The organism is Arthrobacter sp. NPDC055138, assembly GCF_053607305.1.
Map to the genome: position 1 here is coordinate 267,563 of NZ_JBSGTH010000001.1, position 15,001 is coordinate 282,563.

Below are 15,001 nucleotides of genomic sequence, written 5' to 3' on the forward strand. Positions count from 1 at the left end.
GGCCTGCCGGGGTTCTGCGCGTCGAGCCTGTCAGGTGGTGTCGTCGTGCGCCGGCAGGAGCCCGTTCCGGTGGCCGTGCTCGACGGCGAGGACGGCTCGGTCCCGGCCTTGGGACTTTGCCTCATACAGGGCCGCGTCTGCGGCCGCGATGAGGTCGGCCAAGGCATCGGCCCCGAGTTCCCCGATCGGCGCGATTCCATAGCTGACGGTCGGCAGCACAAGTTCAGGGGAAGCCGTTCGGCGCAGGTTTGCGCTGATTAGTTGGGTCAGGTCCTCAGCCTGCTCTGCGTCTGCCCCGGACAGCAAGAGGATGAATTCCTCGCCCCCGTAGCGGGCCACAAAGTCGGTGGAGCGTACCGTGCCGATACAGGCTGCGGCGAAGGCGCGCAGGGCCGCGTCGCCGCTGGCATGGCCGTGAGTGTCGTTGATCCGTTTGAAGTGGTCCAGGTCGGCCAGCACCAGTGTTCCGGACGCCCCGGCCCGGTGGAGCGCGCGGATTCTCTCGGCCGCCAGCTCCAGGAAAGCACTGCGGTTCAACAGTCCGGTCAGTCCGTCGTGCATCGCACGCTCGCGCAAAACCATGGCTGTCTGCTCGGCACTGAAGGCCGCCATGCTGAAGGAAACCACCGTCAGCAGCGTCAGGGTGAGCAGCGTGGTGGGCGCTGAACCGAAGACGCTCCGGAAGATTGCACCATCGGCGCCGACTGCGAGGAAGGCGACCAGCCGGCAGAAGTAGAAGAACCCGACCAGCGCGGAAGTCAGGGCGAGCGAGGTTCGCAGACGCTTGGAGGCCCGCCGCAGCAGGAACAATTCCGCCGAGGACAGCCCGAGGAACAACGCAACGAACCCCAGATAGGCAGGACCGCCGGCCCAGATGTTCGCGGCAGGATTGTCGATCGCGGCGGTGCCGGCAGTCACGGCCAGCGCCGGGATCAGCAGCCACGGAACGGGCTTGAGGGAACGGAGGGAGCGGGCGGCAGCCCAGACGCTCCACGCGCCGGACACTCCCAGGACGTTTCCCAGCGGGTTGGCCCACCACTGCGCGGCGGTTCCGTTCAGCAGGTACGCAGCGGCGCCGACGAGGAACAGGACCAAGGCGGCGCACCACCAGGCGCTGTAGGCGGCGCGGGTCCGGCGGTAGGTGACCAGGTAAAACAGCATCAGCAGCGCCAGCGACATCACGCCGAAGGCCACCCTGAGGGTTACGGTGTCCAGCTGCAAGGTCGTGTCCCCTCGTCTGCCGGAATCGCCGGCGTACCGTCGGCGGCTTCAATGGCGTCGTCAGCTGCAGCAACAGGCACTGGCGTGCGAGGACATCCGGCGAAAAGCATACCTTTAACCAGCTGCCGGACCGGCACCTCCTGGCGTAACGCCAGGAGGTCCTCAGACATGTCGGCTGACCGGGCTCAGGGGCGCATGCTGCCGGTCTCCAGGAAGCGCTGGTGCCAGGACAATGCCTCACCCAGCAGGTGCGGGGTGTGCTTGCCGAAGCTGTCGCGGCAGGCCCGGTCGAAATAGTCCTGCAGCATCGGCCGGTAGTCCGGATGCGCGCAGGTTTCGATGATCTTGCGGGCACGCTGCTTCGGGGCCAGGCCGCGCAGGTCGGCCAGGCCGTGTTCGGTCACCACGATCATGGTGTCGTGCTCGGTGTGGTCCACATGGCTGGCCATCGGCACGATGCTGGAGATCTTCCCGCCCTTGGCCGTGCTCGGCGACATGAACACGGACAGGTAGCCGTTCCGGGCGAAGTCGCCGGAGCCGCCGATGCCGTTCATCACCTTGGTGCCGGCGATGTGGGTGGAGTTGACGTTGCCGTAGATGTCCGCCTCGATCATGCCGTTGAGCGCAATGCAGCCCAGCCGACGGATCAGTTCCGGGTGGTTGGAGATCTCCTGGGTGCGCAGGATGATGCGCTCGCGGTAGTAGTCGACGTTGTCGTTGAACTCCTTCACCCCGGGCTGGCTCAGCGAGAAGGACGTGGCCGACGCCATCCGCAGCACGCCGTCCTTGATCAGCTTCAGCATGCCGTCCTGGATGACCTCGGTGTAGGCGGACAGGCCGCGGTAGCCGCCGGCGGCCAGGCCTTCGAGCACCGCATTGGGGATGTTCCCGACGCCGGACTGCAGCGGCAGCAGCTTGTCCGTCAGCCGGCCGCGCTGGACCTCCTGGTCCAGAAAGTCCAGCAGGTGGCCGGCAATTTGCTGCGAGGTCTCGTCCGGCGGATTGAACGGGGAGTTGCGGTCGGGGGCGTCCGTTTGCACGATGGCGACGATCTTGTCCGGGTCCACCTGCAGATACGGTTCACCGATCCGGTCGTCCGGATGCAGCAGCTGGATCGGTTTCCGGTTCGGCGGCAGCGCGGTGCCGTAGTAGACGTCGTGCATGCCCTCCAGCTCGGCCGGCTGCCCGCTGTTGACCTCCACAATGACCTTGTCGGCTTGTTCCAGCCAGGTCTTGTTGTTGCCGACTGAGGACGACGGAATGAGCCGGCCGTCCTCAAGAATGCCGACCACCTCGACGACGGCGAGGTCCACGTCGCCGAAGAACCCGTACCAGGTGTGCTGGGCGACGTGGCTGAGGTGGATGTCTATGTAGTCCAGTTCACCGGCGTTGATCCGCTCTCGCAGCGCTGGGTCGGATTGGTAGGGCAGGCGCAACTCCATGCCGTCCACCTTGGCCAGCGCGCCGTCGAGCTCGGGGGCGGTTGATGCGCCGGTCAGTACACGGATCTTGAACTGCTGGCCCGCGGCATGGGCGGTTTCCATCCTCGCGGCCAGCGCCTGCGGCACGGCCTTCGGGTAGCCGGCCCCGGTGAAGCCGCTCATGGCCACCGTCATGCCGGGCTGGATCAGTTCGGCCGCCTGCTCGGCGGACATTACGCGCTCGAGCATGCGGGCATTGCGAATGCGGTCTTGCATCATGCCCCTTCGTCAGGATCTTCCCCTCCACCTTAGGCGCCGGTCAGAGATGTCCGGGCCTCGATGACGGGCGGAAGCGCCGCGCGGAGCCGGTCCTGCGCCCGGCGGTGCTACGGCTGGCGCAGCTCTTCCTCCGCCGTCTGCCGTACACAGGCGGAGAGTTCATCGAGGATCGGCGAGCTGATTTTCCAGCGCTGCCAGTACAGCGGCACGTCCACCGGCAGCTCCGGAGCCAGTTGACGGAGCGTGCCGCGGCGGAGGTCCGCCAAACACTGTTGTTCCGGCAGCAGGGCCCAGCCGATGCCCAGCCGGACCGCGGCCGCAAACTCCCCGGAGGCCGGCATGTAGTGGCGGGGCGCGGCTAAGTCCTCCCCAGTCAAGGTCCGATAGAAGCGCTCCTGCAGGTCGTCCTTGCGGTCGAAGTCCAGCACCGGCGCCGCCGCCAGCCACGCCAGGCCGCCATCCGGCGTTCCGTCGGGCCGCCAATGGTCCAGGTACTCGCTGCTGGCCACGGCCCGGTAGCGGAGCGAGCCGAGGGCTTCCACCGAGCAGCCCTGGACCGGCTCCGGCGTGGCGGTCACCGCTGCGGTCACGCGTCCGGAGCGCAGCAACGAGGTGGAATGCTGCTCGTCTTCCCGGTGCACCTCAAAGAACACGCCCCGGTCACGCGGCATCCGGGCCAGCGCCCCCAGAAACCAGGTGGCGAGCGAATCCGCGTTGACCACCAGCGGCAGGGCCGTCCTGGTCACGCTGCCGCCGAGTTCGCGCTGCGCATCGGCCTGCAGGACCCGCACCTGCCGCGCCAGCCGCAGGACCACGTCCCCGGCCGCGGTCGGCTGGACCGGTGAAGTGCGCTGCAGCAACACCTGCCCGGCAGCCTGCTCCATGGCCTTGATCCGCTGCGAAACGGCGGAGGGAGTCACCTGCAGGGCGCGGGAGGCGGCATCAAAACTGCCCTCTTGAACGACGACGGCGAAGGTCGCCAGATGCACGAACTGGAACGGCTGCATAAGCTAATCTTACGGATACTAAATTTCTTTAGCTGTACTGGTGACGATTGCTCGGATAGCGTCGTCTGCTGTGACTACCGCTATTGCCCCCACCGTCTTGCTGGGCCTAGGAACCGGACTCGCCCTCATTATCGCGATCGGCGCCCAGAACGCCTTCGTGCTGCGCCAGGGGATCCGGGGCGAGCACATCGGCGTCGTCGTGCTGATCTGTGCCGTCTCCGACGCGGTGCTGATCGCCGCCGGGATCGCCGGTATCGGTGCGGTGATCGAGGCGGCGCCGGCGGTGGTGGACGTGATCCGGCTGGGCGGGGCCGCCTTCCTGCTGGCGTATGCGGTCTTCGCCGCCAAGCGGGCCATCAAACCGGGCGCGCTCACCGCCGCGGAGAATCAGCGCGGCGGCGGGCTGGCCGCCGTGGCAGCCACGGCCTTGGCGCTGACCTGGCTGAACCCGCACGTCTATCTGGACACGGTCCTGCTGCTCGGTTCCATCGCCAACACCCAGGGCCCGGAGCTGCGCTGGTACTTCGGCGCCGGCGCGGTGCTCGGCAGTATCGCCTGGTTCAGTGCGCTCGGGTTCGGTGCCCGGCTGCTGCGCCCCTTCTTCGCCCGCCCCGGTTCTTGGCGGATCCTGGACGGGCTGATCGCGGTAGTGATGCTGGCGCTGGGGCTGCGGATGGCCTTCGGCTTCTGAGCGCTGCCGAGCGTCCAGACTGTGCAAGGATGCCGGTATGGCCAGCAAGCTCCTGTTCCTAGCCGACACGCACGTACCGAAACGTGCGCGGCGGCTCCCGCAGCAGGTCTGGGATGCGGTGGCCGCGGCCGATGTGGTGTTCCACGCCGGCGATTGGGTCACCGCGGACCTGCTGGATGAGCTGGAGCAGCGCAGCCGGCGGCTGATCGGCGTGTACGGCAACAACGATGGCGACGACCTGCGCTCCCGCCTGCCGGAGATCGCCGCCGCAACCGTTGAGGGCGTTCGCTTCGCCATGATCCACGAGACCGGAGCCGCCAAAGGCAGGGGACAGCGGTGTGAGGTGCGCTTTCCCGAGGTGGACGTGCTGGTGTTCGGCCACAGCCACATCCCGTGGGACACCACCTCCCCCGGCGGCCTGCGGCTGCTCAATCCGGGGTCGCCGACCGACCGCCGCCGCCAGCCGGCCTGTACCTACCTGACGGCGACGGCCGACCGCGGCAGGCTCATTGACGTGAGGTTGGTGCCGGTGGACAAGGCCGCCGGCCGCACCGACGGGTAGGCCTGCGGGAACCGGCCGGCACACCACGCGGGCCGCGGAACACTGACGGAGACGCGGGCGCTGCCGGCGGAAGGTACGGGCCCTAGGGGAGGTGCGGGGCACCGCCGTCGTTGTTTGGCTGGACCCGGCTCACGGACAGCACCGGAGGGACCGCCAGCGTTTGGTACACCACGCAGTAGCGCTCGGTCAGCCGGAGCAGGGTCTCCAACTCCGCGTCGCCGGCGCCGCTGACCAGTTCGAAGCGCACCCGGATGCGTTGGAAGTCGACCGGTGTGTCCCTGTCTACCGCCAGCGTGCCGCGGAAGTCCAGGTCGCCCTCGGCATGGACGCGGCCGGCCACCTCCAGCCCCAGTGAGGCAGCGACGGCCTGCAGGGTCACTCCGGCGCATGCCGCCAGTGCCTGCAGGAGCATGTCCCCTGAGCAGACCAGGCTGCCGTCGCCGCCGGTGGCAGGGTGCAGTCCGGCCGCAACCAGGGCACGGCCGGTAGCGACGGAACAGCTGGTTCCTTCACCAAGTTCGCCCTCGGCGTAAAGCGTGATCATCGCGGCGTCGGGCTGCTGCCGATACTTGGCCTTCAGCGGAGCCTGCATGGCCCGCAGATTCTGTGTAGTCACGAACCCATCATGCTCCCGCCGGCCGCCGGTGTATACGGGTGCCGAAGGCCATGAAAACCGCATGGATCCGCGGCCAATCGCCCGTTCGCCGCCTCCCCAAAGGGCGGACTCACGCGCCCCGGCAGCAGTGCAGCTGGGGATGGGGGTGCGGCCCCCGCGGTTTGCCGATAGGGGAGGGAAGCATGCTTAGCCTTGACCCCCGCCGATCGGCTGCAGGGACACGCCCAGAGAAGATCACGGTTTTGCAACGCTGATTACTTTCCGGTAGCGTCCTCGGAGTGCGCAGGTCAGATGACCACGCCAGGGGGTGCCGAAACACTCGGCGCGATGACCCAAATGAATATGCCCGGACGCTGCCCACGCCTTTCGCCGTCAGAATGGCAGACGTCCACATGACCTCGATCTTTACGAGTGGCTGACGGCGGCGCAGGGATGTCCGGGGACGGACTGAGCGCAAGGCGGCCTCAGCGGAGCATTGTGAACTCACAGAAAAACAAGAACTTCAGCCGTGCCCTGCGTGGCGGTCTCGCCGCCCTGGCCCTGACCGGTGCCAGCGTGGCCATGATCGGACCGGCCGCAAACGCCGCCGATGGCGCCACCTGGGATGCGCTGGCCGAGTGCGAGTCGGGCGGTAGCTGGAGCACCAACACCGGCAACGGCTTCTCGGGCGGCCTGCAGTTCACTCCGAGCACGTGGGCAGCCCACGGCGGCAGCGGCTCGGCAGAGAACGCCAGCCGCGCGGAGCAGATCGCGGTGGCGGAGAAGGTCCTGGACAACCAGGGCTGGGGTGCATGGCCGGCATGCTCGTCCAAGCTGGGACTGTCCGGCGGCGGCGGAGGATCGCAGGTGAGCAGCCAGTCTGCCGAGATCCAGCAGGCTCCGGTCCAGCAGGCGCCCGTCGCCGAAGCGCCGGTTCAGCAGCAGGCCCCCGTCCAGCAGGCTCCGGTCCAGCAGGCTCCGGCCCCCGCTGCCGCACCCGCCGTCGAGGCCCCGGCCGTGAGCGGCGAAACCTACGCCGTCCAGTCCGGCGACACCATGGCCACCATCGCCGAGTCCATGGGACTCCAGGGCGGCTGGGAAGATCTGTTTGCGGCCAACACGGACACCGTGTCGGACCCCAACCTGATCTTCGTGGACCAGGTTCTGCAGGTTCCCGCGCGCTAATTAGCACGCTAACTAGCATGCTGTGAAACGCCCCGTCCTCCACCCGGAGGGCGGGGCGTTTCCGTCTGCCAACGGGGCCGGGAGCCATAGACTGGCATCAAACCGAGTGAGAGGACCGGCCGCTGTATGCCCACCGCTGAGAACCGCCCCTGGCTGCAGAACTACCAGTCCGGCGTGCCCGCCGAGATTGAGATGCCCACCGAGTCGCTCTCACACATGCTGGATAGCTCGGTCCGCAGGTTCGGGAAGCGGGAGGCCCTGGACTTCTTCGGGGCGTCCACCAGCTACCAGGAGCTGGGCCGCCAGGTGGACCGGGCCGCCGAAGGCCTGCGCAGGCTGGGCGTGGGCCCGGGCAGCCGCGTGGCGCTGATCCTGCCCAACTGCCCGCAGCATGTGGTGGCCTTCTACGCGGTACTGCGGCTCGGCGCCGTCGTCGTCGAACACAATCCGCTGTACACCGAGCGCGAGCTCCGGCACCAGTTTGAGGACCATGGCGCCATGGTGGCCGTGGTCTGGAGCAACGTGGTGGCCAAGCTGCAGGCTTTTCCCGCCGACCTTGCCGTCAAGACGATCGTCTCGGTGGATCTGACCCGCGCCATGCCGCGCGCCAAGCGGCTGGCCCTCAGGCTGCCGGTCCCGGCCGCCATCAAATCCCGCAAGGCGTTGACCGCCCCGGTGAAGAACACCGTTTCCTGGGAGAAGCTGCTGAAGTCCCAGCCGCTGACGAAGGACTTCCCCCGCCCCGAAGTCAGCGATCTGGCGGCCATCCAGTACACCTCCGGCACCACCGGCCATCCCAAGGGCGCGATGCTGACCCACCGGAATCTGCGGGCCAACGCGGAACAGGGCCGCGCGTGGATGCACGGCGTGGCCGAGGGCAAGGAGGTCATGTACGCGGTGCTGCCGATGTTCCACGCCTTCGGCATGACCCTGTATCTGACTTTCGGCGTCCTCACCGGCTCGCGGGTTGTTCTCTTCCCCAAATTCGACGTGGACCTGGTGCTCTCCGCAGCCAAGAAGACACCGCCCACCATCTACTGCGCGGTGCCGCCCATCTATGAGCGGACCGCCAACGAGGCGCGGAAGCGCGGGGTGTCCCTGGAGTCGGTGCGGTTCGCCATCTCCGGAGCCATGAACCTGCCGCAGGCCACCGTGGACCTGTGGGAGGACACCGCCGGTGGCCTGCTGGTGGAGGGCTACGGGATGACCGAAACATCCCCGGTGGCCATGGGCAACCCGTTCGCACCCACCCGCCGGAACGGGACCATCGGCGTGCCCTTCCCCAGCACCGAGATGCGGGTGGTGGACCCGGACAGCCCGGCCCAGGACGTGGAGCCCGGGCAGCCCGGCGAACTGCTGATCCGCGGGCCGCAGGTGTTCCAGGGCTACTGGGGCAAGCCGGAGGAAACCGCCGCCGCGCTGCTGGACGGCGGCTGGGTGCGCACCGGCGATATTGTCACCGTGGACGAGCAGCACAACGCCCGGATTGTGGACCGGGTGAAGGAACTGATCATCACCGGCGGCTTCAACGTCTCGCCGTCGGAAGTCGAGGACGCGCTGCGGTCGCATCCGGACGTGGTGGATGCGGCGGTGGTGGGCATCCCGCGGCCCGAGGGAGGCGAAGAGGTGACGGCCGCCGTCGTGCTCCGGGAAGGCGACCTCACGCTGGACGAGGGCGAGATGCGGGACTATTGCCGCGGCCGGCTGGCGGCGTACAAGGTGCCGCGGCGGATTGTTGCCGTGCCGGAACTGCCCAAGTCCATGCTCGGCAAGGTGCTGCGCAAACAGGTCAAGGAACAACTCGCCGCCCGGTAGTGCCTCTTGTTCTGCTGCGCTGGAGCCGGCGCCGAACGGCCGCTCGGCCATTGGCCGGCCAAGTGCGTGACGCGTCACATTCCTGCACGGCTGCAGGGAAGGGTTGTGAGCCGTGACATAGTAGAGCGCTGTGGCCGCGTGCTGAACCGCGCTTCCGTTGGGGGAGACTGTGGGCGCTGCCACTTTGTTTTTCGATTTGAGGAAGTGACATGAAGCGAACATTCCTGACGCTGCTGGCCGGAGTCTCCGCGCTGGGCCTGGCGGCCTGCGGATCCGGATCACCCAGTGGCGGCGAGGCCGGCGGCAGCGAGCCCGCAGCCTCCGGCGGACTCACCCCGGTGACCGTCGGCGTGATCCCGATCGTTGACACCGCGCCGCTCTGGCTCGGCGATTCGAAAGGCTTCTTCGAGGAAGAGGGCCTGGATCTGGACATCCAGAATGTCGCCGGTGGCGCAGCCGCCATTCCGGCCGTGGTCAGCGGTGGCTTCGACTTCGCTTTCGGCAACCTTGTCTCGGTCATGGTGGCCAATGACAAGGGTCTGGACATCCAGCTGGTGGCCAACGGCAACTCCACCTCCGGCGATACCTCGCACGACTTCGGCGGCGTGGTGGTTAAGGGTGATTCGGACATCAAGTCGCCCAAGGATCTGGCCGGCAAGACCGTCTCGGTCAACACCCTGTCCAACATCGGCGACACCACCATCCGCAGCGTGATCGAAGCCGACGGCGGCGACCCGGACAGCGTGAAGTTCGTGGAGGTAGGCTTCCCGGATGCGCCGGCAGCCCTGGCCAACGGCCAGGTTGATGCGGCCTGGATCCTGGATCCGTTCCTGTCCCAGTCCGTGGACGACGGCGGCCGCGTGGTCTCCTACAACTTCGCCGACTTCGACAAGAAGCTGGACATCTCCGGCTACTTCGCCACCGGCGACACCGTGGCCAACGATCCGGAACTGGTCAAGAAGTTCCAGGCTGCAATGAACCGCTCGCTGGAATACGCGCAGGAGAACCCGGACGAGGTCCGCGACATTGTGGGCACCTACACCAAGATCGACGAAGCCGCCCGCGCGGAGATGGCCCTGCCGGCCTTCCGCAAGGACTTCAACATGGAGGCGGCGCAGAAGCTCGCCGACGCGGCCCTGAAGTACGGCACGCTGACCAAGCCGGCGGAACTGGACAAGTTCTTCCCGTAAGCGGCGCCTCAAAGCAGTACGACGGCGGGGTCCCCCGTCCGTCCGATGCGCCGGACAGCGTCTCTCCCGCAGGGGAGGGGCGCTGTCTGCGTTCTGCCCGACAGTCGGCGTTGAGCGGTTGTCAGCGCCGGGCGGTCAGATCCGGCTGCGCTCGCCGGGGTCCTGCCACTTGCGGGCCGGCGGCGTCCAGCCGTCGATGGCCTCCAGCAGTTCCGCGGCGGAGCCGGCCACAATGACGGCGTCGCGGTAGGCCTGTTTCAGGAAGCCGGCGCGGACCAGCGAGTCGATCGCCGCCAGCAGGGGGTCCCAGAAGCCGTTGAAGTTCAGGAAGGCCACCGGCTTCTCGTGGATGCCCAGCTGCAGCCAGGTCCAGGCCTCAAAAATCTCCTCGAGTGTGCCCACCCCGCCCGGCAACGCCACAAAGCCGTCGGCCAGGTCGGCCATCATCTGCTTGCGTTCGTGCATGGAGTCCACCACGTGCAGGGTGCTCAGGCCGGTGTGCCCCACCTCGGTCCGGTCCAGCGAGGACGGGATCACGCCCACCACCTCGCCGCCGGCGGCCACGGCGCTGTCCGCCACGGTGCCCATCAGGCCCACCTGCCCGCCGCCGTACACAATGCCGATCCCGCGGGCCGCCAGTTCGGCGGCAAAGGCCGCCGCCTCCCGCGCGTAAAGTGCATCTGTTCCGCTGGCCGAACCGGTGAAGACTGCAAGTCGCATGCTGCCATTATCCCAGCCGCTAGACTCTCGGATCATGACCGACGTCGACGAGCAAGGCCGCCCGGAACCGCCGCTGGCCGCCAACGAACTGGACACGCTGCTGGGATTCCTGGAGTTCCACCGCGCCACCTTGGAGTGGAAATGTTCCGGTTTGGACGCTGACGGATTGGCCGCCAAGCTGCCGCCGTCGCGGATGACACTCGGCGGCATGCTCAAGCATCTGGCGTTCGTGGAGGACTACTGGTTCTCCCACACACTGCACGGCCGGGAACCGCAGCCGCCCTGGGACAGCGTGGACTGGACGGCAGAGCCGGACTGGGACTGGGACTCGGCGGCCGGTGATACCCCGGAACAGCTCCGGGCACTGTGGGACGAGAGCGTGGCACGTTCCCGCGTGCTGACCGCTGAAGCAGTGGCCGCCGGCGGCTTGGGCCGGATGGCCGGCAGGTCAGGCCGGGACAGCAGCGTTCCGAACCTCCGCTGGATCCTGGTCCACATGATCGAGGAGTACTCCCGTCACAACGGCCACGCCGACCTGCTGCGTGAGGGAGTGGACGGACTGGTCGGGGAGTAGCCGCCTGATAACGGCGGACGTTCACTGCCGCTGGCCGAGCCAGTGATTATTCGGGCTCTTCGCGGGGGTACTCTTCGTCCTCGTCGTCGCTGACCGCCTCCAGTTGCTCCTGCAGGTCGGCCTCGTTCGCTTCCCAGCCGACCGGCGGCACCGTCGAAGGCGGCTGCTCCGAGGCATCCTCATTTACCGGGCGGTCCTGCCAGGCGCGGTCGGCCTCGTCCGCGTCCGGGATCTCTGCGTCGTGGTTGCCGGTGCTGGTCATTGGGGCCCTCCTGGTTTCTGCTGCGGTTGAACGTGGGGGATGCGGTGCATCCGCCGGTGCTGCGCCGGCCTAGCCTCCGGCGACCGACTGGATGATCAGCAGTTCCTGCCCCGGGGAAACCAGCGTGGCCGGCCCCTGCAGCGTGCGGATGTCTTCGCCGTCCAGATAGAGGTTGACGTAGCGGCGGATCGCCCCGGTCTCATTGCGCACGCGCCGGTTGAACACCGGGTAGTCGCCGGCAAGGTCGTCCAGAATCTCGGCCACGGACCGCGGAGCGGACGCGGGCACGCTGAGCTCGCGCTGCTCGCCGGTTACCTTGGCCAGCAGGCTGGGCACGACGACGGTGACCGTCTTCTCTGCAACACCCACCATGGGGAGTTCCTCCTCTTACAGACTGGCGGCCCGGACGCAGAGGACGTCCGGCAGGCCCGAGGCAACTTGCACGAAGACTTCGCCCTCGTCGGCGCTGGCGTACACCGAACCGCCGCGGGTGCCGAAGTAGACCCCGGCCGGGTCGCCGGTGTCCACGGCGGCAGCATCACGGAGCACCACGTTGTAGTCCAGGTCCGGCAGGCCGGTGCCGAACCGCGCCCAGGTGGCACCGCCGTCGTCGGTCCGGTGCACCGCGAGGTGCCCGTCCGGCGGGATCCGCTCGCCGTCGGCCTTGATCGGGACCACCCAGGCGGTCCGGGTCCTCCGCGGATGCGTGAGCATGACGAAGCCGAAGTCGCTGGGCAGGCCGTCGGCGATGGATTCCCAGTTGTCTCCGGAATCATCCGACCGGTAGACGCCGTGGTGGTTCTGCGCGAAGAGCGTGGACGGTTCCACCGCGTCGCGGGCGATCTTGTGGACGCACTGGCCCACCTCGGGGTTCGGATCGGGCATGAAGTAGGCGCTGATGCCGTGGTTGCGGGCCTGCCAGCTGTCGCCGCCGTCGTTGCTGCGGTAGACCCCGCCGGTGCTCATCGCAACATGCACGGTGTCCGGATCGTCCGGGCTCGGCAGGATCGAATGGGCGGCCGCCCCGCCGTAGCCGGCGCCCCACTGGTCCTTGTCCGGGTGGTTCCAGAGGGCGCGGTTAAGCTCGAAGTGTTCGCCGCCGTCGGTGGACTTCCAGACCGAAATCGGCTCGCAGCCCGCCCAGACCACGCCCGGACGGTCCGCTGCGTCCGGCTGGATTTGCCAGACCCGCTCCAGCGCGGCGCCGTCGCCGTCGTTAAAGCGGATGGCGCCGTTCTCCGGCTCGGTCCAGGTCTCGCCCAGATCGTCCGAGTGGAAGACGGTGGGTCCCCAGTGTTCCGAGCGCGCCCCCACCAGCAGCCGGGTGGACCCGTTGCGCTGGTCGATCCCGATGCTGGGGATTTCATTCATCAAAAAGTGCGGCCCGGACAGGGACCAGTTGGTCCGGTCCCGGCTGGTGGCCAGCCACAGGCCCTTCTTCGTCCCGATTGCCAAAACGGTTTCCCCAGTCGCCATGCCACCCATTCGACCACCGTGCTTCGGCCGGCGCAACGGTTTTTACGATGAATGGGGACAGGCGGGGCAGAATGGGGAAGCCGACGCCACGCGAAGAAAGAGGACATGAGCACGCAGCCGCCAAGCCAGCCGGGGTCCCGCCTGTGGCTCTGGGTCCTGATGGCGGCCGCCGTGTTGACCCAGACGTCGCTGAACGTGGCCCGGCCCGTGGTGTCCTACAAGCTGCTGGCTTTGGGCGGCGACGCGGCGGTGATCGGTGTGGTGACCGCCCTTTACGCGGTGCTGCCGGTGGTGGCCGCGTTGTGGCTGGGCCGGGTGAGCGACCGTATTGCCTCGCTCAGGGGCATGGTGGCGCTCGGCGCGGTGATGCTGGCGGTGGCCGACGTGGGGCTGGCGCTGGCGGAGGACTTCCTGCTGATCGGCGCCTCCATGGCCCTGCTCGGCATGGGGCATTTGGTCTTCACCATCGCCGGCCAGTCGGCGATTGCGCGCTACGCGCCGCTGAGCCAGATGGACAGCGGCTTTGGCTGGTTCACCGCGGCCTTTTCGCTGGGTCAGCTGCTCGGCCCGCTGCTGGCCGGAGTGCTGCTGGGCACCGGGACGGAAGGCGTGGGACCGGACTGGCTGGGAGCCATCAATCTGGCCCTGCTGCTGGCCGCCGGGATTGCCCTGGCCGGGGCGCCGGTGATGCTGATCGGCGCGCATCCGGGCGCGGCCCGGCGGCGGTTCCGCTCCCGAAAGAACGACGGCGGTGCGGGCGCCGCTGCCGTCCGGCCGCCAATCGTGAACGAGCCGGTGCTGCAGATCCTGCGTCGGCCCGGGGTGGCGTGGAACATGCTGGCGTCGATGGCGCTGCTGTCCGTGATCGACATCCTGGTGGCATTCCTGCCGCTGGTCGGCGAGGAACTGGGGGTAGCGCCGTTCTGGGTGGGCGTGCTGCTGGCCGTCCGCGCCTGCGCGTCGATCATCTCGCGGATCCTGCTGCCCTGGCTGGTGCACCGCTGGAGCCGGATCCAACTGCTGGTGGCCAGCCTGCTGGGATCCGGTGCCGCGATCGCCGTGACGCCGTTTGTGCTGGAACCCTTCTGGTTGGCGGCCGTGGCGCTGTTCGTTGGCGGTTTCCTGCTGGGGCTGGGCCAGCCGCTGACCATGACGCTGATCAGCCAGGCGGTCCGGCCGGAGTCCCGCGGCGCCGCGCTGGCCCTGCGGCTGCTGGGCAACCGGGTGGGGCAGGTGGTGCTACCGCTCGCCGCCGGCCTGGTCGCCGCACCGCTGGGGCCCGGTGGCGCCATCTGGTTCTCCTGCGCGGTCTTGGGCGCAGCGGCCGCGGCCCGGCTGAGCGTGCGCAGCGAACCGGACGCTTAGTCTCCGCATAAAGATCCGGCGGCCGGAATCGCACGCGGCTTCGACACCTCGCTCGTTCCTCGCTCGGCGAGGCGCCGCTTAGCGATTCCGGCCGCCGTTACCACGTCCCGCTCCCAGTTTGCGCGTACGCGCAGCAGGCGCCAAACTCGGAGCGGATCGTTGGGGCGAGCCCTAGACCTCGAGGGTTTCGCGCAGGCGGGCCACGTGGCCCTTGGCGTCCACGTCGTACTCGGCGTGCTTGATGGTGCCGTCCGTGTCGATCACAAAGGTGCTGCGGAGCGTGCCGGTGAACACCTTGTCGCCGAACGTCTTGTCGCCGTAGGAGCCGTACGCCTTCGCCACCTCATAGTCCGGATCGGACAGCAGGGGGAAGGTCAGGCCCTCGGCGTCGCTGAAGGCCTGGATGGCCTCCGGGCCGTCCGGCGAGATGCCGATGACGTCGTAGTTGGCGGCCTGCAGGGAGTTGAGGCTGTCGCGGAAGTCGCAGGCCTCGGTGGTGCAGCCGGGGGTTGCCGCCTTGGGGTAGAAGTAGAGCACAACATTCCAGCCGGCATAGTCGGACAGCGAGACCTTCTTGCCGTCGGCGTCGGAGAGCGTGAACTCGGGGGCGGGCATGCCGGGCTGAAGCTGGGACACGA

The 15,001-nt window shown here is 68.2% G+C and carries 16 protein-coding genes; 7 read left to right on the top strand and 9 right to left on the bottom strand.

The features are described 5' to 3' along the window. Nucleotides 1–30 precede the first annotated feature (30 nt). The 3 genes from ACWF5H_RS01295 to ACWF5H_RS01305 all read right to left on the bottom strand — a co-directional run bounded on the left by ACWF5H_RS01295 (nt 31) and on the right by ACWF5H_RS01305 (nt 3,928). The gene (locus tag ACWF5H_RS01295) at nt 31–1,221 is read right to left on the bottom strand and encodes a diguanylate cyclase (RefSeq protein ID WP_452034312.1); all 1,191 of its coding nucleotides are present in this window, start codon (nt 1,219–1,221) and stop codon (nt 31–33) included. A gap of 185 nt (nt 1,222–1,406) precedes the next feature. Then, the gene (locus ACWF5H_RS01300; RefSeq protein WP_452035307.1) at nt 1,407–2,918 is read right to left on the bottom strand and encodes an acetyl-CoA hydrolase/transferase family protein; all 1,512 of its coding nucleotides are present in this window, start codon (nt 2,916–2,918) and stop codon (nt 1,407–1,409) included. A 110-nt stretch (nt 2,919–3,028) separates the two neighbouring features. Beyond that, nucleotides 3,029–3,928 (bottom strand): LysR family transcriptional regulator ArgP, encoded by a 900-nt coding sequence (locus tag ACWF5H_RS01305; protein WP_452034313.1) that lies wholly within the window; start codon nt 3,926–3,928, stop codon nt 3,029–3,031. Between the two features lie 70 nt (nt 3,929–3,998). On the opposite strand from ACWF5H_RS01305, the gene ACWF5H_RS01310 reads away from it, so the two are divergent. Together ACWF5H_RS01310 and ACWF5H_RS01315 are read left to right on the top strand one after the other, a co-directional pair. After that, nucleotides 3,999–4,619, top strand: coding sequence for a LysE/ArgO family amino acid transporter (locus ACWF5H_RS01310; protein ID WP_452034314.1), 621 nt, complete (start codon nt 3,999–4,001; stop codon nt 4,617–4,619). 37 nt (nt 4,620–4,656) lie between these two features. Next, the gene (locus tag ACWF5H_RS01315) at nt 4,657–5,181 is read left to right on the top strand and encodes a metallophosphoesterase family protein (RefSeq protein ID WP_452034315.1); all 525 of its coding nucleotides are present in this window, start codon (nt 4,657–4,659) and stop codon (nt 5,179–5,181) included. Nucleotides 5,182–5,263: 82 nt separating this feature from the next. On the opposite strand, the gene ACWF5H_RS01320 is transcribed toward ACWF5H_RS01315, so the two are convergent. Continuing rightward, entirely contained in the window at nt 5,264–5,797 is a 534-nt protein-coding gene (locus ACWF5H_RS01320) for an OsmC family protein (protein WP_452034316.1), read from the bottom strand. 477 nt (nt 5,798–6,274) lie between these two features. Here ACWF5H_RS01320 and ACWF5H_RS01325 point away from each other — a divergent pair, with 477 nt between their 5' ends. The 3 genes from ACWF5H_RS01325 to ACWF5H_RS01335 all read left to right on the top strand — a co-directional run bounded on the left by ACWF5H_RS01325 (nt 6,275) and on the right by ACWF5H_RS01335 (nt 9,966). Beyond that, nucleotides 6,275–6,961 carry a transglycosylase family protein gene (locus tag ACWF5H_RS01325; protein WP_452034317.1) on the top strand — a complete coding sequence of 229 codons (687 nt, stop codon included), beginning with the start codon at nt 6,275–6,277 and terminating at the stop codon, nt 6,959–6,961. 126 nt (nt 6,962–7,087) lie between these two features. Continuing rightward, nucleotides 7,088–8,776: a long-chain-fatty-acid--CoA ligase gene (locus tag ACWF5H_RS01330; protein WP_452034318.1), complete on the top strand. Its 1,689-nt coding sequence runs from the start codon at nt 7,088–7,090 to the stop codon at nt 8,774–8,776. 209 nt (nt 8,777–8,985) lie between these two features. Continuing rightward, nucleotides 8,986–9,966 carry an ABC transporter substrate-binding protein gene (locus tag ACWF5H_RS01335; protein WP_452034319.1) on the top strand — a complete coding sequence of 327 codons (981 nt, stop codon included), beginning with the start codon at nt 8,986–8,988 and terminating at the stop codon, nt 9,964–9,966. A 135-nt stretch (nt 9,967–10,101) separates the two neighbouring features. Here ACWF5H_RS01335 and ACWF5H_RS01340 read toward each other — a convergent pair whose 3' ends face one another. Next, the gene (locus tag ACWF5H_RS01340; RefSeq protein ID WP_452034320.1) at nt 10,102–10,686 is read right to left on the bottom strand and encodes an LOG family protein; all 585 of its coding nucleotides are present in this window, start codon (nt 10,684–10,686) and stop codon (nt 10,102–10,104) included. Nucleotides 10,687–10,720: 34 nt separating this feature from the next. Between ACWF5H_RS01340 and ACWF5H_RS01345 the strand changes: the two genes are divergently transcribed. Continuing rightward, complete coding sequence (locus tag ACWF5H_RS01345; RefSeq protein ID WP_452034321.1) at nt 10,721–11,260, top strand: DinB family protein; 540 nt, start codon at nt 10,721–10,723, stop codon at nt 11,258–11,260. A gap of 46 nt (nt 11,261–11,306) precedes the next feature. Here ACWF5H_RS01345 and ACWF5H_RS01350 read toward each other — a convergent pair whose 3' ends face one another. From ACWF5H_RS01350 to ACWF5H_RS01360, 3 genes are all read right to left on the bottom strand, one after another. Further along, nucleotides 11,307–11,522 (bottom strand): hypothetical protein, encoded by a 216-nt coding sequence (locus ACWF5H_RS01350; RefSeq protein WP_452034322.1) that lies wholly within the window; start codon nt 11,520–11,522, stop codon nt 11,307–11,309. A 69-nt stretch (nt 11,523–11,591) separates the two neighbouring features. Further along, the gene (locus ACWF5H_RS01355; protein ID WP_452034324.1) at nt 11,592–11,894 is read right to left on the bottom strand and encodes a MoaD/ThiS family protein; all 303 of its coding nucleotides are present in this window, start codon (nt 11,892–11,894) and stop codon (nt 11,592–11,594) included. Nucleotides 11,895–11,909: 15 nt separating this feature from the next. Beyond that, nucleotides 11,910–13,007 carry a WD40/YVTN/BNR-like repeat-containing protein gene (locus ACWF5H_RS01360; protein WP_364649100.1) on the bottom strand — a complete coding sequence of 366 codons (1,098 nt, stop codon included), beginning with the start codon at nt 13,005–13,007 and terminating at the stop codon, nt 11,910–11,912. A gap of 96 nt (nt 13,008–13,103) precedes the next feature. Between ACWF5H_RS01360 and ACWF5H_RS01365 the strand changes: the two genes are divergently transcribed. Beyond that, nucleotides 13,104–14,363, top strand: a complete 1,260-nt coding sequence (locus tag ACWF5H_RS01365) for an MFS transporter (RefSeq protein ID WP_452034325.1) — start codon at nt 13,104–13,106, stop codon at nt 14,361–14,363. 171 nt (nt 14,364–14,534) lie between these two features. Here ACWF5H_RS01365 and bcp read toward each other — a convergent pair whose 3' ends face one another. Further along, a complete protein-coding gene (bcp, locus tag ACWF5H_RS01370) occupies nt 14,535–14,999 on the bottom strand; it encodes a thioredoxin-dependent thiol peroxidase (protein WP_452034327.1) in 465 nt (154 codons plus the stop codon). Between the last annotated feature and the right edge of the window lie 2 nt (nt 15,000–15,001).

Excerpts from the sequence above, each read along its gene's own strand:
- ACWF5H_RS01335 (WP_452034319.1), top strand. The coding sequence starts at position 8,986 with ATGAAGCGAACATTCCTGACGCTGCTGGCCGGAGTCTCCGCGCTGGGC.
- ACWF5H_RS01300 (WP_452035307.1), bottom strand. The coding sequence starts at position 2,918 with ATGCAAGACCGCATTCGCAATGCCCGCATGCTCGAGCGCGTAATGTCC.
- ACWF5H_RS01355 (WP_452034324.1), bottom strand. The coding sequence starts at position 11,894 with ATGGTGGGTGTTGCAGAGAAGACGGTCACCGTCGTCGTGCCCAGCCTG.
- ACWF5H_RS01360 (WP_364649100.1), bottom strand. The coding sequence starts at position 13,007 with ATGGGTGGCATGGCGACTGGGGAAACCGTTTTGGCAATCGGGACGAAG.
- ACWF5H_RS01340 (WP_452034320.1), bottom strand. The coding sequence starts at position 10,686 with ATGCGACTTGCAGTCTTCACCGGTTCGGCCAGCGGAACAGATGCACTT.
- ACWF5H_RS01365 (WP_452034325.1), top strand. The coding sequence starts at position 13,104 with ATGAGCACGCAGCCGCCAAGCCAGCCGGGGTCCCGCCTGTGGCTCTGG.
- ACWF5H_RS01350 (WP_452034322.1), bottom strand. The coding sequence starts at position 11,522 with ATGACCAGCACCGGCAACCACGACGCAGAGATCCCGGACGCGGACGAG.
- ACWF5H_RS01305 (WP_452034313.1), bottom strand. The coding sequence starts at position 3,928 with ATGCAGCCGTTCCAGTTCGTGCATCTGGCGACCTTCGCCGTCGTCGTT.
- ACWF5H_RS01330 (WP_452034318.1), top strand. The coding sequence starts at position 7,088 with ATGCCCACCGCTGAGAACCGCCCCTGGCTGCAGAACTACCAGTCCGGC.
- ACWF5H_RS01315 (WP_452034315.1), top strand. The coding sequence starts at position 4,657 with ATGGCCAGCAAGCTCCTGTTCCTAGCCGACACGCACGTACCGAAACGT.
- ACWF5H_RS01345 (WP_452034321.1), top strand. The coding sequence starts at position 10,721 with ATGACCGACGTCGACGAGCAAGGCCGCCCGGAACCGCCGCTGGCCGCC.